This window comes from Pseudomonas sp. WOUb67, assembly GCF_050058005.1.
Taxonomy (GTDB): domain Bacteria; phylum Pseudomonadota; class Gammaproteobacteria; order Pseudomonadales; family Pseudomonadaceae; genus Aquipseudomonas; species Aquipseudomonas putida_R.
Genome location: NZ_CP170112.1, coordinates 4,753,358 through 4,777,046, shown reverse-complemented (window position 1 = coordinate 4,777,046; position 23,689 = coordinate 4,753,358). Strand labels below are relative to the sequence as shown.

Below are 23,689 nucleotides of genomic sequence, written 5' to 3'. Positions count from 1 at the left end.
GAAAGCGGCACTCGGGCATCCACGACGCCCAACCACGACCATGGAGTGGGTGGAAATTGATGTAAATCGCACGATTTAGAGTTTTTTCTGTAGTCCCCTTCCCAAACCTGTAACAACCCTCTTCCATTGATTGCGACCGATCTGGCAGCCGACTAGTCTCGCTTTTCAACGCAGTCCGCAGAGCACTGATCGCCATGGAAGAGAAAGCGCAACAACATTCCGAACGCTATGTCTTCGCCCGTAGCCAGCACCCTGCCTGGGTGTTGCTCGCTTCTCGCCGGGCTCCGCTGGTCCTGGGGTGCCTGCGCACTCTGTTCGAGCGGTCCCACGATGGGATTGCCATGGAAGATGCGCTGCAGGCGCTGTCCGATATGCTCGCTGCTTATGCCAGCGAGGAGCTTTTCAGCATCGATCCCGACGCTACACACGTTCAGGCCGGCCGCGAACTGCGGGAGTGGATCAAACGCCGGTTGGTAGTGGAAAGAGAAGGGCGTATCCATGCCACTGATGCGCTGGAATCGGCCATCAAATTTGCAGACTCCCTCGACAACCGCTTCATGACCTCCACCGCGTCACGGCTTTCGGTGGTCCAGCGCGAGATCGAGAACCTGGAAACCAGCCTTAACCCCAGCCCCACCAGTCGTATCGCCAGCCTGCGGCGTCGTATCAGTGACCTGGAGCGTGAGCTGCAGCAGGCGCAGTCCGGGCACGTCAACGTGCTGGACGAAGCGCAAGCGGTGGAGGGCATTCGCGAGGTGTTCAACCTCGCTACCAGCCTGCGCGCGGATTTTCGCCGGGTGGAGGATTCCTGGCGTGAGGCCGACCGCGGCTTGCGTCAATCGATCATCAGCGAGCAAGCTCACCGTGGCGAGGTCGTCGACCGGCTGCTCGATGGCCAGGACGCGTTGCTCAACACGCCGGAAGGCCGTGTGTTCGAGAGCTTTCAGCAACAGCTCCGTCAATCGGACGAACTGGTGGTGATGCGTGAACGCTTGCGGACCATTCTCTCGCACCCCGCAGCGCCCAAGGCGCTGACACGTCCGCAGCAGCGTGAGTTGCGTTGGCTCGCGCTGCGCCTGGTGAAGGAGTCACAGTCGGTACTACAGGCGCGGGCAAGAAGCGAGCGAGATGTGCGCGGCTTCATGAAGACGGGGCTCGCAGCGGAGCATCATCGTGTAGGCCACTTGCTGAACGACTTCTTCAACCTGGCTTTGAACCTCGACTGGCAGCGCCAATCGGAGCGGCGCACGACGGTATGCCTGCCACCGGTTGGTGTAGCCATTGTCGGCGTTCCTTCCATTGAGCGGCTGCGTTTCAAGGATATGGAAAGTGACGCCAGTGCCGAGCTGGACTTACGGCCCAACCCCGCCGGGCTCGAGCAGATCGATGATGACTTCTGGAATGCGTTCGATGGGTTGGACCGTGAAGCGCTGATTCAGGACACGTTGGCCGTGCTGGCCGAGCAAGGTCGCCCTGTGAGCTTGAGGGAGCTTGCCGCTTTGCTCCCGCCAACCCACGACCTGGAAACGCTTGCGCTCTGGCTGGCCATGGCGCGCGAAGCAGGGGTCCAGGTGCTGATGCAGGAGCGGCAAATGGTGGAGCTGGCGGACGAGGATGACCGGCGCTGGCGCTTCAACGTGCCGTATGTCGAACTCGAATCTGGGGTACTCAAGGATATCGACTGGGAGCTATAGGTATGGCAGGGGTTTTTGATCGGATCGCCGGGGCTGCGAACACGGGCGAACCTGAGCTTGATGATGAAGTACCGCTTTCCGAGGTCGATGCAGACGAATCATGTACGGACGGCTCTGGCCCTGAACCGACCGAAGAACGACGTACTGCGCAAAAGGTGCGTGAGGCGGTGCAGGAATTGCTCAAATACGGGCTGCTTGAAGAAAGCCAGAAGCCTAACCTGTACCGTTCGGCGCTTGCTCATGCCGAAGAGGTGGCCAGTATTCTTGAGCCGCTTGACCTTGCAATGGGTATCGACGATGTGCGAGGGCTGATATTCGTGACCGTTCGCCAGGCTGGGGTGGACGAAGAGGATGACTGGTCTCATCCACTGGTACGCAGGCAGCGGTTGAACCTGGAGCAATCCTTGCTGGTGGCGATCTTGCGGCAGCACTTCATCGTCTACGAACAGGAAAGTGGTACAGGGGCCAGCCTGGCGCAAGTCGCGGTGGATGAGCTGATTCCGCAGCTGCAGGTTTACCTGGGCGAACTCGGCAGTGAAGCGAGGGAGCGTAACCGCGTCATCACGCTGCTCGACCAGCTCAGGGGGCATGGCCTGGTATCGGCACCAGACGCGCATGACCGGGCCGTCATCCGGCCCATCATTACCCACCTGGCCAACCCGGAGAACTTGCAAGCGTTGGTGGCATGGCTTCGCGCCCATCTGGAAACTGGCGCTACGCCGAGTTCGGAATCAAAATGCGAGGACGACCAGGCATGAAGCAGACAGCCCTTTGGCGTGACAGTGAAACGTTCATCCTGACCGGCCTGGAGCTCTACAACTGGGGCGGTTTCCGGGGTTATCACCGTGCTGATATCGATGCATCCGGCACCGCCGTGATCGGCCCCACCGGGAGCGGAAAGACCACGCTGGTCGATGCTCTGATGACGCTACTGTGCGCCAACCCGCGCTATAACCTTGCGTCTACAGGGGGACATGAAAGCGATCGCGATCTGGTGTCCTATGTGCGTGGGGTGTCCGGGCCAGGTGATGGTGGTGCAGACCAGTCGCATATCGCGCGTCAAGGCAAGACGGTCACGGCAATCGCTGCCACGCTCGAGCGTGACGGCGCACAGGTACGGCTGGGAGCCGTGCTTTGGTTTGAAGGCTCCAGCTCTTTGGCCTCGGACCTGAAGAAACTCTGGATACTGACCGAATCAGCCGAACAAACTCTGGAGCATTGGCTTCACCAGCACCATGCCGGCGGTATGCGGGCCTTGCGCCAGATGGAAAAAGATTCCACGGGTATCTGGCCATACCCCAGCAAGAAAGCTTATCTGGCCCGGTTGCGGGACTATTTCGAAGTGGGCGAGAACGCATTCACTTTACTCAACCGCGCCGCTGGCTTGAAGCAGTTGAACAGCATCGATGAAATCTTCCGCGAGCTGGTGCTGGATGATCGCTCGGCGTTCGCTCGGGCAGCGGAGGTCGCCAGCAGCTTCGATGACCTCACCGATATCCACCGGGAGCTGGAAACCGCTCGTACGCAGCAGCGCTCTCTTCAGCCTGTCGCCGAGAGCTGGCGGCGTTTCAAGGTCTTGCAGGGGCAACACCGAGATAAACAGGCACTGGAGATCATTCTTCCCGTCTGGTTTGCCGAGCAAGGTTATCGTCTGTGGCTGGCCGAGACCCAGCGGCTGGATGCTGAATGTAAGCTGGCGGACGCCGAACGTGAGCACAGCCAGCGCTGCGTTGATGCTCAGAAAGGTCGGGTCGACCAGCAGCGCCAGCGTTATCTGCAAGTGGGCGGTGCTGGTATTGATCAGCTTCGGCAGCGTATCGCGGACTGGCGCAAGCTCTGTGATCGTCGCCAGCAGCAGGCTGATCAGTATCGCCGTCTGGCTGACCGTCTGGGGCTATCCGGCGAGCTGTCGGCGCCTTCGTTGATGGCTAACCAAGCGCAAATCCGCCAGCGGCTCGATGCGCTGGCCCAGCAGACCGATAGCGCGCGCGAGCTGGCTTTTCAGGCCGGTATCGACGAAAAGGATCTGAACGAAAAGCTAAAAGCTTTGCAGCAAGAGCGTGCGGAAGTGGAGCGGCGGCCCGGCTCGAACCTGGGCGGTGCATTCCATGCGTTTCGTAGTGAGCTGGCGCAGGCGCTTGGGCTTGATGATTTGGCGTTGCCCTTTGTAGCGGAACTGGTACAGGTCAAGCCAGATGAGCAGGCATGGCGGGGCGCCATCGAACGGGCTATCGGCAGCCATCGGTTACGTATCCTGGTCCCACCAGGGGCGGCCGAGGCTGCATTGCATTGGGTAAACCAGCGCCATAACCGATTACACGTCAGGTTGCTCGAGACCAAGGCCCCTGCTTCGCCGCCGGTATTCTTCGGCGACGGGTATGCACGCAAGCTGCTTTTCAAGGAGCACGCCTATCGCGAAACGGTCAAGGCGCTGCTGGCAGACAATGACCGCCATTGCGTTGAAAGCCCCGAGCAGTTGCGCAATACGCCTCATGCAATGACGGCTCAGGGGCTGATGTCGGGCAAGGCGCGTTTTTTCGACAAGCAAGACCAGAAGCGCCTCGACGAAGAGTGGCTGACCGGCTTTGACAACCGTGACCGTCTGGCCTTCCTGGCTGCACAGATCACAGAACTGACCGAGCAACTTGAGCCTGCGAGGCTGGCGCTATCGCGTGCTCGCGAGAACGTGCGGCAATTGGAGGAATTGGCCGGCCTTTTGAATCGTGTCGCAGAATTGCAATTCGAGGACATTGACTTGCCGGGCGCTCAGCACCAGCTGGAATCGTTGCATGCCCAGCTGGAAGCCCTGACCCGGCCTGACTCAGATCTCGCCAAGGTCAAGGCTGAGCTGGATGAGGCAGAGCGCGAACTGCAAGGGCTGGAGCAGAAGCTTGGCCAACAGCTCGAACACTGCGCAGCGCTCAAAGCAAGACATGATCAGGCCGCACTCGCCACGCGCAAGGCATTCAATGCTGCCGAGAGTGGGCTGAACGACGCACAGCGCGAGTTGGCAGCGGCCCAGTTCCCTGCACTCGCCCCGGATGACCTCGCCGACATTTTCGAGCTTGAGCGCAAGCACGCGCGGGCCTTGCAAGAGGCACTCAAGGCTCTGGGAGAAAAGCTGAGCGCTCAGCAGGTTGAGCTTGCAAAGCGTATGTCCGATGCATTGAAGGTCGATACGGGTGCATTGGCCGAAGCTGGGCGCGAGCTGGAGGATGTACCCAGGTATCTGGAGCGTCTGCGGGTGCTGACTGAAGAGGCTCTGCCGGAAAAGCTCAAGCGCTTTCTGGAGTACCTGAATCGCTCGTCAGACGATGGTGTGACCCAACTGCTCAGCTACATCGACCATGAAGTTTCCATGATCGAAGAGCGCTTGGAAGACCTGAACAACACCATGCGCCGGGTGGACTTCCAGCCCGATCGTTACCTGCGCCTTGTCGCGAGCAAAGTCATCCATGAAAGTGTACGCACGCTCCAGCGAGCGCAGCGGCACTTGACCTCGGCGCGTTTCAAGGATGACGAAGGCGAGAGCCATTACCAGGCTCTCCAGGCACTGGTGAAATTGCTCAAGGAGGCTGGGGAACATAATCGGACCCAAGGTGCCAGGGCGTTGCTGGATCCACGGTTTCGCCTGGAGTTTGCGGTGTCGGTGATCGATCGACAGAGCGGCAGTGTCATCGAAACCCGAACGGGGTCCCAAGGCGGAAGTGGTGGAGAGAAGGAGATCATCGCTTCGTACGTGCTGACGGCTTCGCTCAGCTATGCCCTTTGCCCGGACGGTAGTAGCCGCCCCCTGTTCGGCACCATCGTGCTCGATGAGGCGTTCTCTCGTAGCTCCCATGCGGTAGCCGGCAGAATCATCGCAGCTTTGAGGGAGTTCGGTTTGCATGCGGTATTCATAACCCCCAACAAAGAGATGCGCCTGCTGCGTCACCATACGCGCTCTGCCGTTGTCGTTCATCGGCGTGGCGTGGAGTCCAGCCTGGTTTCTTTGAGTTGGGAAGCACTGGATGAACACCACCAACAGCGTCAGAAGGCGGCGCATGAAATCACCGATTGAACTTGGGCATAAACTGGCCAGGCAATGGCAACAGACCAGCATACGGGTGGAGCGCTTGCTCAGCCCGGGCTACTGGCCGCGCAGCTTCAAAATTGGTAAGCCAACGGCCCGTTTTTTTGCCGATAACGTTCAGGCTGTCCAGCAGCATGTAGAGGGCTGGCGAGGGGTGACGATTGGCAAGGTGGAGTGGGAGCCTGTCAGGTACCGGGCAGGGTTAGTCTCTATATTCCTTCCGGTGCGCTGGCATTTGCATAACCCATCTGACTGGATAGCCGCAACCGGTAACCTGGAAGTCAGTCGCGAGTATGCACGGCTCGAACATCTGGTCGAGCATGTAGACCCAAGGTTCCGCGCACTGTTGGTGTCTCAGCGTGGCCTCTGGCTCACGAAGTCGCCGGCAGAGGTCATCGCCACCGCTCAGGTCGCTACTCGACTGTCACCTGGGTGCGCCGGTGGCCGGCCCTTGCGTCTGCTTGCTGACTACGGAGTGGATACCAAGTTTTTTGAACGTAACCAGGTCTTGTTGACGAAGCTGCTCGACGAGCGTTTTGAAGGGGCGGTATCGGAACAGGGCCTGACGACATTTCTGGATGCGTTCGAAGAGGGCAGCCATTGGGTGTTGGTCGTTCCGCTACAGGCAGGTCTATTGCCTTTCAAACGGCTTCGGCTTACGACAGTAGAGCTCGCCGAAACTTCACTACCGGGGTCGAGGTTGCTTGTTGTTGAAAATGAGCAATGCATTCATCTTCTGCCCGAGGTCCCGGACACCATCGCTGTGCTGGGTTCAGGGCTGGATCTGCAATGGCTAGCGGCAGCGCAGCTGGCCGGAAAGCAGATTGCGTACTGGGGGGATATGGACACCTGGGGATTGCTAATGCTCGCCCGCGCACGGCTACACCAGCCGACGCTTGAAGGGCTGCTGATGGAGCGGGCGGTGTTTGACCAGTATTCGGTAGGCAGCGCGGTCGCTGAGCCAACCAAGGCCCAGCTCATGGCGCCCGACGGGTTGCGTGCCGATGAGGCTGAATTCTATCGGTATCTGTTGGGTCAACGGCGAGGGCGCCTCGAGCAGGAGTATTTGCCGAAGGCTCACGTTGAGTTGGCGATTGGCGAGTGGGTGGGTAACTGAGCCTCGTTCGGTGATAGCGCGAGCGAGCGCCCCCTGTTCGCCACCCCGAACGGCACATGCACCATCGGCAAATCCCCCGCCGGCGATTGCAGATGACTGCGCTGGTCGTCGAAGAACACATGCGGCTTAAGGATCGACAGCACCCTGGGCTTCTCCATGCCGCCGAGAAAGAAACACTCGTCCGGCGATACGCCCCAGTCCTTCAACGTCGTCACTACCCGCTCATGTGAAGGGGCATTGCGCGCCGTGACAATGGCAATCCGCAAGATCCGCTTGTAGTCCGGGTTCTCGGCCAGCTTGCGGTCCTCCAGCATGCGTATCAGCGAAAGCTTGCGGTACAGGTCCGCCAGCGGCCCTGGCGAATGCGGAATACCCTTGTGTACGCGCTCGTGCTCCTGAAAGTCGTCCAGGTTGTCGTTGCGCTTGTACACGCTCTCCGCCTCGTCGTCGGCAATCACGCCATCGAAGTCGAAGGCCACCCGCAACTCGGTGTCGATCTCGTCATCGTAGATGCGCGTCGGCAGCACCCGCCCGGCCGGGTAGTTGGCGTCGATGGCTTTCTGCACGTCTTCCTCATTGGCGCTGAGGAACAGCGAGGCGTTGAATGCCGGGATGTACTCGTAGGGCGAGCGGCCCGACATGAACGCCGCGCGGGTGATGTCCAGCTGGTAGTGGTTGATCGAACGAAACACCCGCAGGCCGGTTTCCGGTGAGTTGCGCGAGAGCAGCACCACTTCTACCGGCAGTTGCTCGGGGAAGGCCTGGTTGATGCTCAGGAAGCGGCGAATGAACGGGAACGCCACGCCTTTCGGGAATGGCTCGTCCAGGTTCTGCTGCTGGTGATGGCGGTACGCTTCGACGCCTTGGGTCTGGTAGATGTCATCCGAGACGGTGAGGTCGAACAGCGCACTCGAGGCAACGCCAATGACCAGTTTCTGTTCGATGGGGTAGGGCATTGAGCAACTCCTGAGCCTGTGCTGAAGGCAAGTGTACGCCTGCGCGGTGACGAAAGCCCCTAGGCCTCCGGCACCCGCCCCAGCAGCACCTAACCTGGCGCTGCAACTCAATTCTCTCGTTCATCAGTGGATCCAATGATGCCAATTTGATAGCTTTCCGCCCCTTACCGCTGTATCCGGACAGGAATTGATGAACCAGCAATACGAACACGGCACTCTGACCCCGCTCGCAAAGCCGATTGTGGACAGGGTGATCGAGACCACCCTTGGCAGTTTGGATGCTGCTTCCGATAACAAGGTACTGCGTGGCCTCAACGATGCGCTGGCGAGTGAAATCGAACGCCTGCACGCAGACGCCGCGAACCCGGATGGCGACCCCTGCGGTTCACTGAGGGTGGCGCGCGAACTCAGGCAACAGCTCGGCGAACTGCTGGCGCTGGCCGATGGTCATGCCTTGTGCAGGCAAGAGGTGGAGCGTCTGGCAAGCGTGCAAGGCCAGCATGCAATCGAAATGGCCGCGCTGCAGGCCAGTGCCGAGGTGCAGAACCGCAAGCTGGTGGCAAGTACCCTGGCCCGCGTGCAGAAGGAAGGGGCGATCCGCAAGAGCCTGGAGCAGTACCAGGAGCAGTTGGCCGCCAGCAACCTGGCGAGGGAGGCGTTGTCTACCACGGTGACGACGGCATTGAAGCGGCTTGCGCTGGCAACCAGCACCCAGGCTCAGCGCGTTGACAGCGTCGAGACGCATTTGACCAGCCTGGTGGAGCGCCAGCGTGAATGCGAGCTGCAATTACAGCAATTGACCGGGACCGACTGGGCGGCGTATCTGGGGCGCAATGCCGTGCCGCTGGTGGCGCTGGCGGTGGCTGTGTTCGCGCTGGGGCTGAACCTGTTCGGTTGAACATAACTTAAAGGCAAACCTGAGGCCTGCGCGGCCCCTGTGGGAGCGGGCATGCCCGCGAAGAACCCCGCGCGGTGGATGGCACCGGCTTCGCCGGTGTTCGCGGCTAAAGCCGCTCCCGCAGGTATTGCGTAAGCCTGAAGCCTGCGCGGTCCCTGTGGGAGCGGGTTCACCCGCGAAGAATCCTGCGCGGTGGATGGCACCGGCTTCGTCGTTGTTCGCGGCTAAAGCCGCTCCCACAGGTACTGCATAAGCCTGAGGCCTGCGCGGTCCCTGTGGGAGCGGGTTCACCCGCGAAGAATCCTGCGCGGTGGATGGCACCGGCTTCGCCGGTGTTCGCGGCTAAAGCCGCTCCCACAGGTACTGCATAAGCCTGAAGCCTGCGCGGTCCCTGTGGGAGCGGGTTCACCCGCGAAGAATCCTGCGCGGTGGATGGCACCGGCTTCGCCGGTGTTCGCGGCTAAAGCCGCTCCCACAGGTATTGCGTAAGCCTGAAGCCTGCGCGGTCCCTGTGGGAGCGGGTTTACTTGCGAAGAATCCTGCGCAGTGGATGGCACCGGCTTCGCCGGTGTTCGCGGCGGTTCAACGCCTCGACACGCCCGCTCTCACAGTGATCGTGCGAATTCCTGGATTGTGAACAAGACCGTTGCTCCCAAATGGCTCAGCGTCGAGCCGCCAGGGCCTCCGGGTTGGCAACGTTCTTTGGCTTCCCTTCGAAAAACGCCAGCACATTGTCGAACGCATCGCCAAAGTACAGCTCGTAGCCGTTCTTCTCCACGTACCCCACGTGCGGCGTACTGAGTACGCGTGGGTGGCGCAGCAGCGGATGGGTGGGGTCGAGCAGCGGCTCCTCCTCGTACACATCCACCGCCGCGTAACCCGGCCGCCCGGCATCCAGCGCCTGCAGCAATGCACCCGGGGCAATCAGTTCTGCGCGGCTGACGTTCACCAGCAAGGCGTCGGGCTTCATGCGGGACAGGTCGTCGAAGGTCACCCTGTGGCGTGTCTGGTCGGACAGGCGAAGGTTCAGGCTGACAATATCTGCTTCGGCAAAGAATGCTTCGCGCGAGGCGGCTGCACGGTGGCCATCGGCCTCGGCTGCGGCGCGGCTGCTGTCGCTGCCCCACACCAGCACGGGTACGTCGAACGCCTGCGCATAACGCGCCAGACGCTGGCCGATCTTGCCGTAGCCCCAGATGCCCAGCAGCTGGCCGGCCAGCGCCTGGCCCAGGTTGACCTGCCATTGGCCTTGGCGGAAGGCGTCGATGGCCGGCACCAGTTGCCGGCGGGCATTGAGCATCAGCGCCCAGGCAAGTTCTGCAGGCGCCACCGGCGAGCCGCGCCCCTCGGTGACGGCAATGCCGCGTGCGGTACAGGCAGCCAGGTCCAGGTGGCTGGACACCTTGCCGGTCTGGCTGATCAGCTTGAGGTTTGGCAGGCGGTCGAGCAAGGCGGCGTCGATGCGGGTACGTTCGCGGGTGAGTACCAGTGCATCGGCACCGGCAAAGCGTGCTGCCAGTTGCTCCAGCGTGGCCGGCTGGCGCTCATGAAGTACGCTGACAGCGTGCCCGCTCAGCTTGCCGAAGCAGTCGAGCGTGCGGATCACATCCTGGTAGTCGTCGGGAATGACAATGCGCATGGTGGTCTGGCCCTGGCGGTACAGTGAAGCGTCGACGATAACCCAACTGCGGGTGTCAACGTCAGATCAGGATGTAGTCGCTGCGCACCACCACCGGCTCATGCGGCCCTTCGACCAGGTGCACGAACTGCCCGCCCACCTGGTCGATTGCCAGGCAGTCGTCGACATCGAGCAAGGCGTCGGTGTGCGGCTTCAGCCAGTGTGCCTGCATGCGCTGCTTGCCCAGGGCCTTGGCTTCGGTCTTGTTGTGGGCGGCAACCAGCAGGTAGCGGTGCGCCTCGCCGAACACATCGCGTTCGTAACCGCCGAGGTTGATGAAGTACAGGTGCAGTGCGCCGCGGGCGGGGGCGTGCGCGCGCAGTTCGATGCGCTGGCCGTCCACGCCGTGCACTTCCAGCCACGAATCGATGTGCAAGCCTTTCGCGCTGCCGAACCAGGCTTGGCGTAGCTGCGGGTAGGCCTGTTCGAAGGTGTCGGCCTGGGCGAATACCACGTCGTGGACTTCGATCTTGGCGCCCGGGTGGCGGCCTCCGAGCATGACGACGTAAAGCATGGGCGGTCCTTTGCGTGGCTGAATTTGATAGGCGGCATTGTACCGTTCGCCCGAGTGCCCGGCACATACCTCGAGATGTTCAGCGTCCCCTGTGGGAGCGGGTTCACCCGCGAATGCAGTAGTGAATCCACTGCCGCATTGGCGGGTGAACCCGCTCCCACAGGGTCTTGCAGTCCATCAGCAAGGGTTGAATTCAGGCCGCTGCTGCACGCCGTTGAACCACTCCGGCAGTGCACTTGAGCACAAACCCGAGCACCACCGCTGCCCCCGCACTGGCAAAGATCATCTCCCGCCCGGCACTCTGCTGCTGCAACGCCACGAACGCCGGCGCTACTGCCGCGGCGCCCAGCTGCAGCGCGCTGACCCAGGGCGTCAACGTGCCGCGTGGATCATTGGTGGCAATCGCCCCCATGTAATAGGTCAGCGCCAGCACCCAGCCGAAGTTCATCAGGAACAGCGCCATGCACAGCTGGTCGGCGTCATGGGTGTAGCGCGCGAGCATGCCGATCGATACCAGCACCACCAGCGAGCCCAGGCCGATCATCGGCCCACGGCTCACCCGTGCGCCCAGCAGGCTGGGCAGGGCACCACCAGGCAAGCCACCCAGTATCCCCAGCCCGAAGGCCCAGCCCACATCCACCGCGTCGATGCCACGTTCGCGCGCCAACTGGTCGACAAACCCCCACAGCGAGTAGATGGCCAGTTGCAGGCACAGCATCCCGAGCAAGGCGTAGCGCCCGATCAGCGCCGAGCCGCCACCTGGCTGCGCCAGGCGCACCGGCGTTGCACGCAGCAGTTGTGCCGGAATGAACAGCGCAGCCAGGCCGATCAGCACGAACCAGAAACCCAGCGATGCAATCGCTGCGCGGTTGCCGAACTGTTCTGCCAGTTGCGGCATGCAGGTGGCGTACAGGGCAAAAACCGCGGTTTGAATCAGCAGCGACAAGCCGTACGACCGATCCTGGCCCGGCAACCGGCCAAGCCCGCTGATCGCCCCGGCATACAGCACACCTGCAGCAATGCCACAGGCAAAACGGCACAGGATGAGCGTCGTCAAAGTGTCCAGTGCCGCGCTGAGCACGTTCAGCATCAGCGCTGCGAAGGCTGCAGCCAGATAAAGCCCGCGACCACCCAGGCGGCGCCCCAGCACCGGGAGCAGCAGGGAGCCGAGCAATGTCCCGCTCATTTCACTGGACAGCACCCAGCCCTGCTGGCTCAGGTCCAGCTGCAGCCGTTCGGCCAACAGGCCAATGAAGATAGGTTGTACGCCGATGATGATCAGCGCCGTGGCGGCGATGTAGATCAGCGCGGCACGCAGAAGCAGGGTGTTGTTATTGTTATGCATGGTCGGGTCCGGGGTCAGGCGCGGGGCAGGGTACCTGCGTCATGGGTGATGCGGCCGTTCATCACGGTCAGCGCCACGTCGGTATTGCCGATCTGATAGCGGTCCAGTTCGAACAGGTCCTGCTCCAGCACGATGATGTCGGCGCGCTTGCCGACAGTGATCGAGCCGATTTCCTGCTCCAGGCCCAGCTGGTAGGCACCGTTGAGGGTGTAGGCGGCGATCAGTTGCGGGATGCTCAGGCGCTCGTCGGCATCGGGCATCACCGGGGCATCGGGTTCGCCGCTGAGCTGGCGGGTGTGGCCCGATTCGATGTGCTCCACCGGTTTGTGCTGGCATCGGCATTGGCACACCAGGCCGTCCATGCCGATGGACACGGTCACGCCCTGGTCGATGAAACTGCGGAACTTGTACATCGAGGCCCAGCGTGGGTAACCGTAGGTCTGCTGGATGGCCTCGGCGTAGGCGTCGACCACGCCCCACTGCAACTGGGTGTTGGCCATGACGCCGATGCGGCGAAAGCGCGGGATGTCGTCCGGGTGGGTGAGGAAGGCGTGGGTGATAACGTGGCGGCGGTCGCGGGGCGGGTTGCTGGCGAAGGTACGCTCGAATACGTCCAGCGCCATGCGCACGGCGCCATCGCCCACAGCATGCACCATCACGTCGATGCCCAGGGCGTCGGCCTTGCGCACGTGGCCCTCAAACACCTCCTCGGGCATGGTCGTCGAGCCGCAGCTGTGTGGTTTGTCGCAATAGGGCTCGAGCAAGAACGCGGTGTGGTTCAGCTCGGTACCGTCCAGCATCAGCTTGAGGGTCTGCGCCTTGACCAGTGGCGAGTCGTAGCGCTCGCGCAGGGCTTGCAGCTGGGTGACCGGGTCGTCCTCGGTGCCCATGTTGATGTAGCTGCCGACCACGCGCAGTTTCAGGCGCTCTTCGCGCTCCAGTTGCTGCAGGGTTTCATACAGCAGCGACTGGTCGCCGGCGGGGTCGAGGAAGCCGGCATCGAACACCGTGGTAATGCCGGCAGCCACCAGTTTTTCTTGCCAGAAGGGGATCGAGCGCAGGTAAAGGTCGATGCCTGTTGGCAGGTAGCCCGCTTCGCTCAGGCGTTGCATCAGCAGCGAATAGGCCGCGCAGTCGATGATCACGCCAGTGGGTTCGCCGGTGAGCGGGTCTTTTTCGAACCAGCTGGCGCCTTCTTCCACCGCCGGGGTATCGCGGTCGATGCCGGCGGCGTTCAGGGCGAAGCTGTTGACCCACATGGTGTGATAGTCGGTGGACAGCAGGCACACCGGCTTGTCCGGGCAGATGGCATCGAGGACTTCGCGGCGCAGCATGTGCTCAGGCATCAGCGGCTGGATCCAGCCCATGCCGGTAATGGCTTTTTCCGTGGGGTTGGCCTCGACGTAGGCCTTGAGCAAGGCCAGCACCTGCTGCGGGTCTGTGTGGTTGACCAGCGCCTGGAAGGCGAAAGCGGTAGAGGAGAAGTGCCAGTGCGACTCGACGAAGCCTGGCAGCACCAGTTTACCGCCGGCATCCAGCAGCCGGGTGGATGGGCCGGCGTGCGCCATGGCGCTGGCGTGGTCGCCCACGCAGACGATGCGTTCGCCACTGATGGCCACAGCCTGGGCCCAGGGCCTGTGCGGGTCGACGGTGTAGACACGGGCGTTGTGGATGATGAGGTCTGCGGCGATGGACATGGCAACTCCCTGGGTCAGAATGTCGCATTAGTTTTGAGTTGCTTAAAACCTTTAGTCAATAAAATATTTTACGGATCAGCTTTGCGCTATGCTTGGCGCCGATTTGTACGGTTTGAAAAGGGTGTGAATGTGAGCGGATTGCGCGAGCAGCAAAAGGCGATGCGCCGTGAAACCATCAGCCGCACGGCGCTGGGCCTGTTCGAGGCGCAGGGTTACCAGACCACCACCATGGAGCAGATCGCGCGCCTGGCGGCGGTGTCGGTGCCCACGGTGTTTGCCTACTTCGGCAGCAAGCAGGAAATCCTGCTGGAGAAGCTGCGCGAGGCCGACCACCGGGCGGTGGCAGAGGCCAGGCGGCGCCTGCCGGAGTTCGCCGATGCGCTGGAGGCGCTGTGCTGCTACGAATCGCACCTGACGGATTACGCCTTCGAGGTGCTGCCTGCGCCGCTCTGGCGCGAAATACTGCCGCCGCTACTGCCGTTGCTGGGCAGTGGCCAGCAGGACGTGCCACAGGCCTACAAGCGGGTCAATGATGCGCTGGTCAACGAGTTGAAGTGCCTGCTGCAGGACCTGTGCGATAGCGGCAGGCTGCGCGCGGGGCTGGACGTGGGCTATGCGGCGTTTTTGATCAACGACTATGGGCACCTGCAGTTACTGCGCCTGTGCAGCCGCGAGCCGCTGGACATCGCCGCACACCGGGAAGATGTGAGGCGGTTCATGGGCTTTATCCTGGCCGGGATGCAAGGGCCTGCACTCGCCCCCCTGTAGGAGCGGCCTTGTGTCGCGATGGGCCGCAAAGCGGCCCCCGGATGCCAGCGTTGACGCATGAATTGCCGGGGCTGCTAACGCACCCCATCGCGACACAAGGCCGCTCCTACAAGGGATTGCGGGGGCCGCCAGACAGGTGCTCTACCAGAAAGTCCACGAACACCCGCACCCGCGCCGGCATCGCCTGGCCACCGACGAACACCGCATGGATCGGCTCGCGGTCGTCAGGGTTGTACGCCTCCAGCAAGGGCACCAGCCGCCCGCTGGCCAGGTCGTCGACCACCGTGAAGGTACCGATGCGTGCCACGCCGGCACCGATCCTGGCCAGTTGCGCCAGGGCTTCGCCGCTGCTGCATTCGATGTTCCCCGTCACCTTCAACGAGAACACCTGCCCATCGCGGCGAAACGGCCAGTCGGGCGCGGCGCGGCGGAAGTTGAAGCGCAGGCAGTTGTGCCGGGCCAGGTCTTCAGGCTCAAGCGGGGTGCCGCAGCGTTGCAGGTACTCAGGCGAGGCAACCACGACCTGGCCGGTTTCACCAATGGCGCGGGCGCTCAACGAGCTGTCCGGTAGGTGCCCGAAACGCAAAGCCACGTCGGCCTGGCCGCCGAGAATGTCGGCCACTTCGTCACTGAGGGTAAGGTCAACCAGCACTTGCGGGTAGCGTGCGCTGAAGGCCGCCAGCAGTGGTACCACGGTCAGCCGGGCGTGGCCCAGCGCGGCGCTTACCCGCAAGCGCCCGCGCGGCACGCCCTGGTCGGTGATGGCTTCTTCCACTTCGAGCATGTCGGCCAGCACCCGCCGGGCACCGCGCAGGTACGCCTCACCCTCGGGGGTGAGGGTGATCGCCCGGGTGGTGCGCAACAGCAGGCGGGTGCCCAGGCGCTGTTCGGTGCGGGCGATGATGCGGCTGACCGCAGAAGGCGTCAGGTTCAGTGCCCGCGCGGCGGCCGACAGGCTGCCTTCTTGCGCCACCCTGGCAAAAATCTCCATCTCTCCGGATCTTCCACTGAAGTCCATTTGTGCCTCGTGCGCAAAGGTGGTTGGCAAAAAAGCAGTCTAGTGCGCTTTTGAAATGGATCGTAGCATTTGCGGCATAGATAAGGAGCTTGCCATGCGTATCAATCCACCTCTTGTCGCACTCGCCATCGGTGCCTTTGGCATCGGTGTCACCGAGTTCGCCCCCATGGGCATGTTGCCCAGCATCGCCACTGACCTTGGCGTTTCAATTCCTGCTGCCGGGCTGCTGGTCAGTGCCTATGCCATTGGCGTGCTGATCGGCGCACCGCTGATGACCCTGGCCACGGTGAAAATCCCGCGGCGCTATTTGCTGATCGGGCTGATGGCCATTTTCACCCTGGGTAACCTGATGTCGGCCCTGGCCAGCGACTACGCCAGCCTGCTGGTGGCCCGCGTGGTCACCTCGCTCAACCACGGTGCCTTCTTTGGTATCGGCTCGATTGTCGCGGCCAGCGTGGTACCGCCCGAGAAGCGCGCCGGCGCCGTGGCGGCGATGTTCATGGGCTTGACCCTGGCCACCATCGGCGGCGTGCCGCTGGCGGCCTGGTTTGGTGAAATGTTGGGCTGGCGCACGGCATTCTGGGGTATCGCCGGGCTTGGCCTGGTGGCGATGACATCGCTCTGGTATGCGCTGCCCAATGTGCCGTCGCCCAAAGGTGATGGGGCCATGGCCGAAATCCGTGTGCTGGGCCGCGGCCCGGTGCTGGCGGCGTTGCTGCTGACGGTGGTGGGTTCCAGTGCGATGTTCACAGTGTTCACCTACATCGCGCCGATCCTGCAGAGCGAGGCAGCGGCGTCCACCACCTTCGTGACGGCCATGCTGGTGTTGTTCGGTGTGGGTTTGACCTTGGGCAACGTGTGGGGTGGCAAGGCGGCAGACCGCTCGATCGACCGCACGCTGATCCTGTCATTGGCGCTGTTGATTGCCGTGCTGCTGGTGTTCCCGCTGGTGCTGGACTGGCCGCTGCCGACGGCCCTGGCGATTCTGGTCTGGGGCGCTGCCAGCTTTGCACTGGTGCCGCCCTTGCAGATGCGGGTGATGGAAGCTGCCAAGGATGCACCCAACCTGGCCTCGGCGGTGAACATTGGTGCGTTCAACCTGGGCAATGCGATTGGCGCGGCGCTGGGTGGTGCAGTGATCAATGCGGGGCTGGGCTACCCGGCGATTTCCCTGGCGGGCGCGGCGATGGCGGCGTTGGGGTTGGTGATGGTGTTGCTGTTTGCCTGGCGTGGTCGGGTGGTGGCAGCGGGGGGGCAGGTCACGGTGTAACAAGCTGAGATCGCCGGGGGCGCTGCGCGCCCCTTTCGCGACACAAGGCCGCTCCCACAGAGACCGTGCAGCACCTGAGGCTTGCGCTGTAGTTGTAGGAGCGGCCTTGTGTCGCGATGGGCTGCAAAGCAGCCCCAGGATCTTGCAGCTGGAACCCGTCAACAAACCTCAGAACTTACCGCGCAAGGTCAGCATGTAGTTGCGTGGCGCGCCGTACCAGTTGCCGGTATCGCTGGCATCCACGGTCTGGTAGTAGGTCTTGTCGAACAGGTTGTTGCCATTGAGCGTGGCCGTCCAGTGCTCATCGATGCGGTACTCGACCAAGCCGTTCCACACCGCATAACCCGCCTGGCGGAACGCATACGGGTCTTGCTGGCTGAGCCCACCGTCGGGCAGGCGGCGCTGGATGAAGCCACTTTTGTAGCTGTCGCTCTGGATGGTCGCACCCAGGCCGACCTTCCAGCGTTCGAACTCGCCGGGCAGCTGGTAGGTAGTAAAGAACTTGAACAGGTGCTTGGGCGTTTGCGTGCTCATCGGCGTGCCGTTGTTGGCGGCATTGCCGGCAACACGTTGCCTGTTGATGTTGAAGGTGTAGCCGGCCATGGCTTGCCAGCCTGGGGCCAGCTCACCGGAAATCTCGCTGTCGATACCCTTGCTGATCACCTCGCCAGAGGCGGTGTAGAAGCCTTGCCCAGTGCTGATCGCTTCGTTCATGCGCTTGGTGTAATACAGCGCACTGGACAGGTTGAGGCGGCCATCGAGCAACTCGCCTTTGGTACCGAACTCGTAGGTTTCGCCCTCGATCGGGTCCAGTGGCTGGCTGCTGGGGGACTTGAAGGCGGTTTGCGGCTGGAAGATCTCTGCATAGCTGGTGTACAGCGACCACTGCCGGTTCAGGTCGAGCACCAACGCGCCAAACGGCGTGATGACGCCGCGGTTGCTTTCCTTGACCCGGGTGTCGGCATTGTTGAAGGCCGGCACCACGGTGCGGGTGTTGTCGCGGTAGTCGGAATAGCGTGCGCCCAGGGTCAGGTGCAGTGGCTCGGCAAGCTGCGCCTTGAAGGTGGCATAGGCACCGGATTTGCGCTGGTTCCAGTCGGGGTTGTAGTAGTAGCTGGGGGGGGTGCGCGGCTTGGGCATGGCGCCGGCGTCACCCGTGGCGATGTCGAAGGGTACGTTGATGTCGCTCACTTGCGACAGGTCGCTGTCGTCGGAGTAGCTGCGCATCACTTCTTCGTAGTCGGCGCCGACCAGCAGTTCGTGGGTCAGGCCAAAGGCTTCGAAGGTGCCGGACAGGTTGGCATCGAACAGGTCCTGCTCGTTGTTGTAACCGCGGATGAAACGCTTGAAGGTGGTCTGGTTGGTGTTCGGGTCGACGGCGGCGCTGACTTCGCCAATGTCCTGGGTCGAATCGAACTTGCTTTTGGTGTAGCTGGCCTTGAGCCTCCAGTTGTCGTCCAGGGCGTGCTCGACCTTGGCAAAGTACTCGGTGCGCTTGTAGTTGTTCGCGGACCAGTCGGCGGCCAGCGAGCGGCTGCGCGAGGTGCCGATTTCGGTGCCGTCCTTGTAGCGCACCAGGCCCCGGTCCCAGTAGCCGTCCATGTCTCGCCATTCATAGGTGCCGCCGATGCTCACCAAGGTGGCCGGGCTCAGGTCTGCTTCCAGGGTGCCGAAGATCACGTGCTTCTCGCTGTCGGCATTGTCGTAGAAGTATTTCTTGTCCTCGAACGACATCGCCACGCGGCCGCGAAGTGCACCGTCGAACCCAAGCGGGCCGGTCAGGTCGACCTCGGAGCGGTAGTTGTCCCAGCTGCCGGCCGACTGGCTGATGCTCAGCTGGTTGAACGGCAAGGCGCGCTTGCGCACCAGGTTGATGCTGCCGCCTGGGTCGCCAGTGCCGCCGAACAACCCGTCGGAGCCACGCAATACCTCGACATGGTCGTACGCAGTCATGTCGGGCAGGGTGTCGAAGGCTTCGTTGCGCAGCATCGGTGCGCCGCCGTCGGTCTGGATGCTGCGGATGACGAAGCCGCGCGAGTAGATCTGGTTTTTCGTGTCGTTGCCGCCGACCACGGTGATGCCGGTGGTCTGGTCCAGCACTTGGGTCAGGCTGGTGAGGTGCTGGTCATCCATGCGCTGGCGGGTCATCACACTCACCGACTGCGGGGTTTCGCGCAGGCTGCGAGGTGTCTTGCCGCCGGTGGTGATCGCCCCCGTGGTGTAGGAACCGGTGTTTTCGGTTTGTTCGCCCAGGTTGGCGGTGCCGGTCACGTTGGTCGGGTCCAGTGCCACAGCACCCAATGGCAGCGGTTCGCTGGCCGGGATCAGGCGGTAACCGCCGTCCTGCGGCATGGCTTGCAGGCCGCTGCCGACCAGTAACTGCTGCAGGGCTTGCTGGCTGCTGAAACTGCCGCGCAGCCCGGCGCTGTACTTGCCGGCCAGGTCACCCGGGGTGAAGGCAATGTTCAGGCCGGTGCTGCGGCTGAGGGTGGTCAAGGCGGCATCCAGCGAGCCGGCCGGGATGGCCAGGTCGTAGCGGGTGGTGGTGCTGGCGCTGTCGGCGGCATGGGCCAGGGGCAGCGTAGCCAGGCCAAGGCTGGTGCAGAACAGGGCTTGGCGGATGGCGAGGCGCAGGGGAGCGGGTCGGGTCACGTGGGGTTCTCGTTGGCAATTTGAGTGTTCTGCTGTGTATGCCGGGCGAGATTGCAAACCCCTTCACCCGGCGAACACTTTTTTTGCCGGGTTGTTTCAGGCGCTCAGGCGCACCCAGTAACGCGTCATTGCCTGCACGCGCAAGCCGTGGGCCTGGGCGATGAAGGCCAGGGTGGCGTCGGTGTCGGTGAGGTTGAAATTGCCACTGATGGTGCGCTTCGCAACCTGTGGGTCACAGCCCAGATAGCCGTTGCGATAACGCCCGAGTTCGTCGAGCAGTTCGGCCAGCGGCATCGCCCTCGCGGTCAGCAGGCCGTCGCGCCAGGCGGCGGCGTCTTCGGCGTTGCCGGGCAGGCGCAGCACGTTGTCGCGGGTCACCCGCCAGGTTTCTCCGGGTTGGGCAACGGCACCGGTACCTGAGCGTGGCTGTATGTTCACGGTGCCTTCGGCAACGCCCAGGCGGCAGGCGTCGTCAAACTGTCGTACGTTGCAGCGGCTGCCGTGGGCGGTGAACGTGGCAAAGGTGGTGGTGACCTGCAAGGGGCGCTGTTGCAGGCTGTCGCTGTCGGCACCGCTGACCAGGTACAGCTCGCCGCGCAACAGTTCGATGCGCCGGTGCCGGGCATCGAAATGCACACGCACGGCGCTGTCGGTATTGAGCTCCAGCTGGCTGCCATCGGCCAGGGTCCAGCGTTGATGTTCACCGACACGGGTGCTGTAGTCGGCCATCAGCCGCTGCCAGGGCGCGGTTTCGCGGGTGCCCCAAGCGGTACTGCCGACTGCTGCGAACAGCGCCAGCAGCTTCAGCACCTGGCGCCGTTGCAGGCGGGCTTCAGGCAGTTTTTCCAGCGCCTGGCGCGCCAGCCCGCCCGGCACACCGGCAAAGTGCCCGCTCAGGCTCTGCATGCGCGCCCAGGCCAGGCGGTGGGTTTCGTCATCCGCCAGCCAGGCCTGGAACGCTGCCCGGGTGGCAGGGTCGGGCCGGTTGTAGGTGAGGCGGATCGACCATTCTATTGCCTGGTCCACCGTCGCGCCGGGTAGCGCCGGCAGTGTGCTGGTGCTCATGGCGTGCTCTCGAAGACAAGCTGATAGCAGTGGCGCAAGGCTTTGCTCAGGTCGCGTTCGACGGTGGACAGCGACACTCCTAACTGTTCGGCAATGCGCGGGCAGGGCATGCCATCCAGTTGTGCCAGCAGGAAGATGGTGCGCGTGCGTACGGGCAGCGCGTCAAGCAGGCGGTCGATGGCCACCAGTGCCTCGATGGCCAGGGCACTGGTTTCCGGTGACGGCACTTCGGCCTCGGGCAACAGCGCCAGCGTCTCCAGCCAGGCCCGCTCGATGTCGCGATGGCGCCACAGGTCGATGACCAGCCCGCGGGCGATCGTGCGCAAATAGGCACGTGGCTCCAGCAGCGCCTTTGCCTGGCGCCTTTGCAGTACGCGGACAAAGGTGTCGTGGGCAAGGTCGGCAGCATCCGCTGCATTGTTCAGCCGATGGCGCAGCCAACCCTGCAGCCAGCCGTGGTGCTCGACGTAGAGATGCTCGATGGGGTGTCTGCTGCCGGGCATGCCGCTCTTCCGTGTTCGTGCATTAATGGTAATGACTCGCATTATTACCCAATGCCCGGCAGTGAAACCAGTGTTCTACGCTTACGGCGTACCGTTACGGCCGTGCAGGTGATAGGCCGGGCGCTCGCTCAGGCGCTCGTAATAATCGCGCACCGCAGGCAGGTGCGGGTGCTCGAACGGTGTTTCGAACCAACGGTTGACCGACAGACCGATAGGGATATCGGCCAGGGTGAACTGGCTGCCGGCCACGTAGGCACCGGTGCTGGCCAGCTGGCGGTCGAGGATGTGCATGTAGCGTGACCATTCGGCGCAACCAGCGGCAAGTGCTTGCGGGTCCTGGTGAGCGGCGGAGTGCCTGACCAGTGACATGAAGGCGTAGCTCCACGAGCGGTTCAGGTCCGAGGCCTGCCAGTCGATCCACTGGTCGATGCTGGCCCGCGCCTGGGCATCGTCGGGGTAGAACGCGGTGGCACCGTAGCGGTTGGCCAGGTAGCGGATGATGCTGTTGGATTCCCACAAGATGAAGTCGCCATCCTGGATCACCGGGATCATGGCGTTGGGGTTCAATGCCAGGAACTCGGCGCTGTCAGTGGCCTTGAAGCCAGAGCCCCAGTCTTCGCGCTCGAACGCGACCTCGAATTCGGCGCAGGCCCACAGGACTTTTCGCACATTGATGGAAGAAGCTCTGCCCAGTATCCGTAGCATGGTGTTCGTCCTGGTGTGGGGGAGGTTGATCGTCTGACACTGACAGGTGCCGGTCAAGGGGCCGATCGGTGACAGAGGGCTCACTGCATGGTTTTTTTGTAGTCCATTTCTGAAAGTGATCCTTTCCACCCTGCTGGTCATTGTGGTGGGGAAGGCGAGCGTGAACCATGGCAGGCTTGCCTGGGGGGCCTTAACTTGGCACCCTTGGGCGGTTTGAATCGTCTGTATCACGACAGAAGGAAGTTTGCTTTGAGCTGGGACAAGGTGGGGAAACTCCTCGTAGCCGTGCTTGTAGGCCTGATGGTGCTTTTGGCCGCCTACGTGTTGCTCAGGGGCAACCCGCGCCTGGAGGCGTCACTGACCTATGCCTACCTCACCTATCCCACCCAGTTCAGCGAGCGCATAAGCAAAGCCAGCGAGCAATTGAAGTATGAACAGTTGCAGGGACGCATCAACGGCATCGGCCAGGGCGAGTTAAGCCACGACCAGGTCGAGCGCCTGATTGAAATGGCCCAGGCACCCTATGCCCAGCTGTTTGCCAAGCCCTTCGAGGCCGGGCTGGTCGATCACCGTACCGGCTTGCTTATCGAACTGCGCAACAGTGGTGACGCGCCGGTACGGGAGGTAAAAATTCGTCTGCCAGCCAAGGGCCTGGTGCAGGTGCGTGATGCTGCCGGCAACGACACCCTGCTGGAGACCGCCACTGCGCAGGTGGACATCCCGGCCATCGAGCCAGGTGGCACGTGCAAGGTGTGGGTGTATTTCGACGCAGACTACCTGCAGATCCGCCAGGGCGGGGTCGGCATCAATCACGCCGATGGCGTCGCCAATGTGCAGGTGTACCACGAGGTCATCGGTTTTCCCGCCATGGTGGCCCGCTACAGCCGCGAGTTGATGGCGCTGCTGGGGGTACTGGCGGTCAGCGTGCTGGGCCTGGGTTATGCCTGCGTGGCACGGCGTAGAACGCGGTAAACGCCCCACCTGTAGGAGCAGCCTTGTGCTGCGAAGAGGCCGGTACGGGCGACACTAATCCATCGCCTGAACCGGCCTCTTCGCAGCACAAGGCTGCTCCTACAAGGCGTTATGCAGGCTGTTAGAGTCTGTGAGCCACACTGCGTCCCAGTGGGGATAATCGCCAATCTGTGCTGCCAGACCTGCCCGCAGAGGGTTGGCAACAATGTACCGGGCCACCTTACGTGTATCGTCCTCCTTGCGCAGTGCCCGGTCATGGTAGCCACGCTGCCAGGCTTGGCCCGGGCAAATACCTGCTTTGCACAATGCTGTGCCTGAGCGGGATTTGAACTGCCGCATCAGTCTGCTCAAAGTGATGGCATGCAACTCTATCAGCCAATGCAAGTGATCAGGCATCAACACCCAGGCAAGTGAGCGGCAGTCGCCGAGGAACTCCGACTGCCTCAACTCCCTGATGACCAGGCGTGCCGCGCGCAGATCGTGAAAAAGCGGCCTGGGCTGGTGAGTAACAGTGGTCAGCAAGTACAACCTGCCCGGTTCGGAAAAACGCCCCCGTCGTAAGAGGTTTGCTTCGGCTAGATCCATGTTGTGTATCTCGCATCCATTCGTTGTGAGCACCAACCATAGAGCCTGGAGCCGCTTTCGGTGTTGGCAGATCATTACCCCGTTTTACGCTTGTCTGTAGGAGCAGCCTTGTGCTGCGAAGAGGCCGGTACGGGCGACACTAATCCATCGCCTGAACCGGCCTCTTCGCAGCACAAGGCT

The 23,689-nt window shown here is 62.6% G+C and carries 19 protein-coding genes; 8 read left to right on the top strand and 11 right to left on the bottom strand.

The window, feature by feature from the left end; genetic code table 11:
• Positions 1–194: 194 nt before the first annotated feature.
• From ABOC32_RS21255 to ABOC32_RS21240, 4 genes are read left to right on the top strand one after another with little or no spacing between them, the layout of a single operon-like run.
• Complete coding sequence (locus ABOC32_RS21255) at positions 195–1,694, top strand: DUF3375 domain-containing protein (protein ID WP_426808742.1); 1,500 nt, start codon at positions 195–197, stop codon at positions 1,692–1,694.
• Positions 1,695–1,696: 2 nt separating this feature from the next.
• Positions 1,697–2,452 (top strand): DUF4194 domain-containing protein, encoded by a 756-nt coding sequence (locus ABOC32_RS21250; RefSeq protein WP_426808741.1) that lies wholly within the window; start codon positions 1,697–1,699, stop codon positions 2,450–2,452.
• Entirely contained in the window at positions 2,449–5,754 is a 3,306-nt protein-coding gene (locus ABOC32_RS21245; RefSeq protein ID WP_426808740.1) for an ATP-binding protein, read from the top strand. Before ABOC32_RS21250 ends, ABOC32_RS21245 begins: the two co-directional genes overlap by 4 nt.
• A complete protein-coding gene (locus ABOC32_RS21240; RefSeq protein ID WP_426808739.1) occupies positions 5,705–6,883 on the top strand; it encodes a Wadjet anti-phage system protein JetD domain-containing protein in 1,179 nt (392 codons plus the stop codon). Before ABOC32_RS21245 ends, ABOC32_RS21240 begins: the two co-directional genes overlap by 50 nt.
• Here the strand turns inward: ABOC32_RS21240 and ABOC32_RS21235 are convergent.
• Positions 6,844–7,839, bottom strand: coding sequence for a 5'-nucleotidase (locus tag ABOC32_RS21235; protein WP_426808738.1), 996 nt, complete (start codon positions 7,837–7,839; stop codon positions 6,844–6,846). The two genes, ABOC32_RS21240 and ABOC32_RS21235, sit on opposite strands and share 40 nt — an antisense overlap.
• A gap of 511 nt (positions 7,840–8,350) precedes the next feature.
• On the opposite strand from ABOC32_RS21235, the gene ABOC32_RS21230 reads away from it, so the two are divergent.
• A complete protein-coding gene (locus ABOC32_RS21230) occupies positions 8,351–8,737 on the top strand; it encodes a hypothetical protein (protein WP_426811637.1) in 387 nt (128 codons plus the stop codon).
• Between the two features lie 661 nt (positions 8,738–9,398).
• On the opposite strand, the gene ABOC32_RS21225 is transcribed toward ABOC32_RS21230, so the two are convergent.
• The 4 genes from ABOC32_RS21225 to ABOC32_RS21210 all read right to left on the bottom strand — a co-directional run bounded on the left by ABOC32_RS21225 (position 9,399) and on the right by ABOC32_RS21210 (position 13,971).
• Positions 9,399–10,376 (bottom strand): D-2-hydroxyacid dehydrogenase family protein, encoded by a 978-nt coding sequence (locus ABOC32_RS21225; RefSeq protein ID WP_426808737.1) that lies wholly within the window; start codon positions 10,374–10,376, stop codon positions 9,399–9,401.
• A 61-nt stretch (positions 10,377–10,437) separates the two neighbouring features.
• Positions 10,438–10,929 (bottom strand): DUF1543 domain-containing protein, encoded by a 492-nt coding sequence (locus ABOC32_RS21220; RefSeq protein WP_426808736.1) that lies wholly within the window; start codon positions 10,927–10,929, stop codon positions 10,438–10,440.
• Between the two features lie 193 nt (positions 10,930–11,122).
• Complete coding sequence (locus ABOC32_RS21215; RefSeq protein WP_426808735.1) at positions 11,123–12,274, bottom strand: MFS transporter; 1,152 nt, start codon at positions 12,272–12,274, stop codon at positions 11,123–11,125.
• A gap of 14 nt (positions 12,275–12,288) precedes the next feature.
• Positions 12,289–13,971: an amidohydrolase gene (locus tag ABOC32_RS21210; protein ID WP_426808734.1), complete on the bottom strand. Its 1,683-nt coding sequence runs from the start codon at positions 13,969–13,971 to the stop codon at positions 12,289–12,291.
• Positions 13,972–14,100: 129 nt separating this feature from the next.
• On the opposite strand from ABOC32_RS21210, the gene ABOC32_RS21205 reads away from it, so the two are divergent.
• Positions 14,101–14,739, top strand: a complete 639-nt coding sequence (locus ABOC32_RS21205) for a TetR/AcrR family transcriptional regulator (RefSeq protein ID WP_426808733.1) — start codon at positions 14,101–14,103, stop codon at positions 14,737–14,739.
• 106 nt (positions 14,740–14,845) lie between these two features.
• On the opposite strand, the gene ABOC32_RS21200 is transcribed toward ABOC32_RS21205, so the two are convergent.
• Positions 14,846–15,757 carry a LysR family transcriptional regulator gene (locus ABOC32_RS21200; RefSeq protein WP_234227211.1) on the bottom strand — a complete coding sequence of 304 codons (912 nt, stop codon included), beginning with the start codon at positions 15,755–15,757 and terminating at the stop codon, positions 14,846–14,848.
• Positions 15,758–15,851: 94 nt separating this feature from the next.
• Between ABOC32_RS21200 and ABOC32_RS21195 the strand changes: the two genes are divergently transcribed.
• Positions 15,852–17,027 (top strand): MFS transporter, encoded by a 1,176-nt coding sequence (locus ABOC32_RS21195; protein WP_426808732.1) that lies wholly within the window; start codon positions 15,852–15,854, stop codon positions 17,025–17,027.
• A 168-nt stretch (positions 17,028–17,195) separates the two neighbouring features.
• Here ABOC32_RS21195 and ABOC32_RS21190 read toward each other — a convergent pair whose 3' ends face one another.
• From ABOC32_RS21190 to ABOC32_RS21175, 4 genes are all read right to left on the bottom strand, one after another.
• A complete protein-coding gene (locus ABOC32_RS21190) occupies positions 17,196–19,679 on the bottom strand; it encodes a TonB-dependent siderophore receptor (protein WP_426808731.1) in 2,484 nt (827 codons plus the stop codon).
• 96 nt (positions 19,680–19,775) lie between these two features.
• Positions 19,776–20,744, bottom strand: coding sequence for a FecR domain-containing protein (locus tag ABOC32_RS21185; RefSeq protein ID WP_426808730.1), 969 nt, complete (start codon positions 20,742–20,744; stop codon positions 19,776–19,778).
• Positions 20,741–21,247, bottom strand: a complete 507-nt coding sequence (locus tag ABOC32_RS21180; RefSeq protein ID WP_426808729.1) for a sigma-70 family RNA polymerase sigma factor — start codon at positions 21,245–21,247, stop codon at positions 20,741–20,743. Before ABOC32_RS21180 ends, ABOC32_RS21185 begins: the two co-directional genes overlap by 4 nt.
• Before the next feature lie 81 nt (positions 21,248–21,328).
• Positions 21,329–21,952 (bottom strand): glutathione S-transferase family protein, encoded by a 624-nt coding sequence (locus tag ABOC32_RS21175; protein WP_426808728.1) that lies wholly within the window; start codon positions 21,950–21,952, stop codon positions 21,329–21,331.
• 249 nt (positions 21,953–22,201) lie between these two features.
• Here ABOC32_RS21175 and ABOC32_RS21170 point away from each other — a divergent pair, with 249 nt between their 5' ends.
• The gene (locus ABOC32_RS21170) at positions 22,202–22,924 is read left to right on the top strand and encodes a hypothetical protein (RefSeq protein WP_426808727.1); all 723 of its coding nucleotides are present in this window, start codon (positions 22,202–22,204) and stop codon (positions 22,922–22,924) included.
• A gap of 99 nt (positions 22,925–23,023) precedes the next feature.
• Here ABOC32_RS21170 and ABOC32_RS21165 read toward each other — a convergent pair whose 3' ends face one another.
• Positions 23,024–23,509, bottom strand: coding sequence for an REP-associated tyrosine transposase (locus ABOC32_RS21165; protein ID WP_426808726.1), 486 nt, complete (start codon positions 23,507–23,509; stop codon positions 23,024–23,026).
• Between the last annotated feature and the right edge of the window lie 180 nt (positions 23,510–23,689).

What these genes read in the sequence shown, in the direction of transcription:
- ABOC32_RS21255 (WP_426808742.1), top strand. Translation starts at nt 195, where the DNA reads ATGGAAGAGAAAGCGCAACAACATTCCGAACGCTATGTCTTCGCCCGT.
- ABOC32_RS21250 (WP_426808741.1), top strand. Translation starts at nt 1,697, where the DNA reads ATGGCAGGGGTTTTTGATCGGATCGCCGGGGCTGCGAACACGGGCGAA.
- ABOC32_RS21245 (WP_426808740.1), top strand. Translation starts at nt 2,449, where the DNA reads ATGAAGCAGACAGCCCTTTGGCGTGACAGTGAAACGTTCATCCTGACC.
- ABOC32_RS21240 (WP_426808739.1), top strand. Translation starts at nt 5,705, where the DNA reads ATGAACACCACCAACAGCGTCAGAAGGCGGCGCATGAAATCACCGATT.
- ABOC32_RS21235 (WP_426808738.1), bottom strand. Translation starts at nt 7,839, where the DNA reads ATGCCCTACCCCATCGAACAGAAACTGGTCATTGGCGTTGCCTCGAGT.
- ABOC32_RS21230 (WP_426811637.1), top strand. Translation starts at nt 8,351, where the DNA reads ATGGCCGCGCTGCAGGCCAGTGCCGAGGTGCAGAACCGCAAGCTGGTG.
- ABOC32_RS21225 (WP_426808737.1), bottom strand. Translation starts at nt 10,376, where the DNA reads ATGCGCATTGTCATTCCCGACGACTACCAGGATGTGATCCGCACGCTC.
- ABOC32_RS21220 (WP_426808736.1), bottom strand. Translation starts at nt 10,929, where the DNA reads ATGCTTTACGTCGTCATGCTCGGAGGCCGCCACCCGGGCGCCAAGATC.
- ABOC32_RS21215 (WP_426808735.1), bottom strand. Translation starts at nt 12,274, where the DNA reads ATGCATAACAATAACAACACCCTGCTTCTGCGTGCCGCGCTGATCTAC.
- ABOC32_RS21210 (WP_426808734.1), bottom strand. Translation starts at nt 13,971, where the DNA reads ATGTCCATCGCCGCAGACCTCATCATCCACAACGCCCGTGTCTACACC.
- ABOC32_RS21200 (WP_234227211.1), bottom strand. Translation starts at nt 15,757, where the DNA reads ATGGACTTCAGTGGAAGATCCGGAGAGATGGAGATTTTTGCCAGGGTG.
- ABOC32_RS21195 (WP_426808732.1), top strand. Translation starts at nt 15,852, where the DNA reads ATGCGTATCAATCCACCTCTTGTCGCACTCGCCATCGGTGCCTTTGGC.
- ABOC32_RS21185 (WP_426808730.1), bottom strand. Translation starts at nt 20,744, where the DNA reads ATGAGCACCAGCACACTGCCGGCGCTACCCGGCGCGACGGTGGACCAG.
- ABOC32_RS21180 (WP_426808729.1), bottom strand. Translation starts at nt 21,247, where the DNA reads ATGCCCGGCAGCAGACACCCCATCGAGCATCTCTACGTCGAGCACCAC.
- ABOC32_RS21175 (WP_426808728.1), bottom strand. Translation starts at nt 21,952, where the DNA reads ATGCTACGGATACTGGGCAGAGCTTCTTCCATCAATGTGCGAAAAGTC.
- ABOC32_RS21165 (WP_426808726.1), bottom strand. Translation starts at nt 23,509, where the DNA reads ATGGATCTAGCCGAAGCAAACCTCTTACGACGGGGGCGTTTTTCCGAA.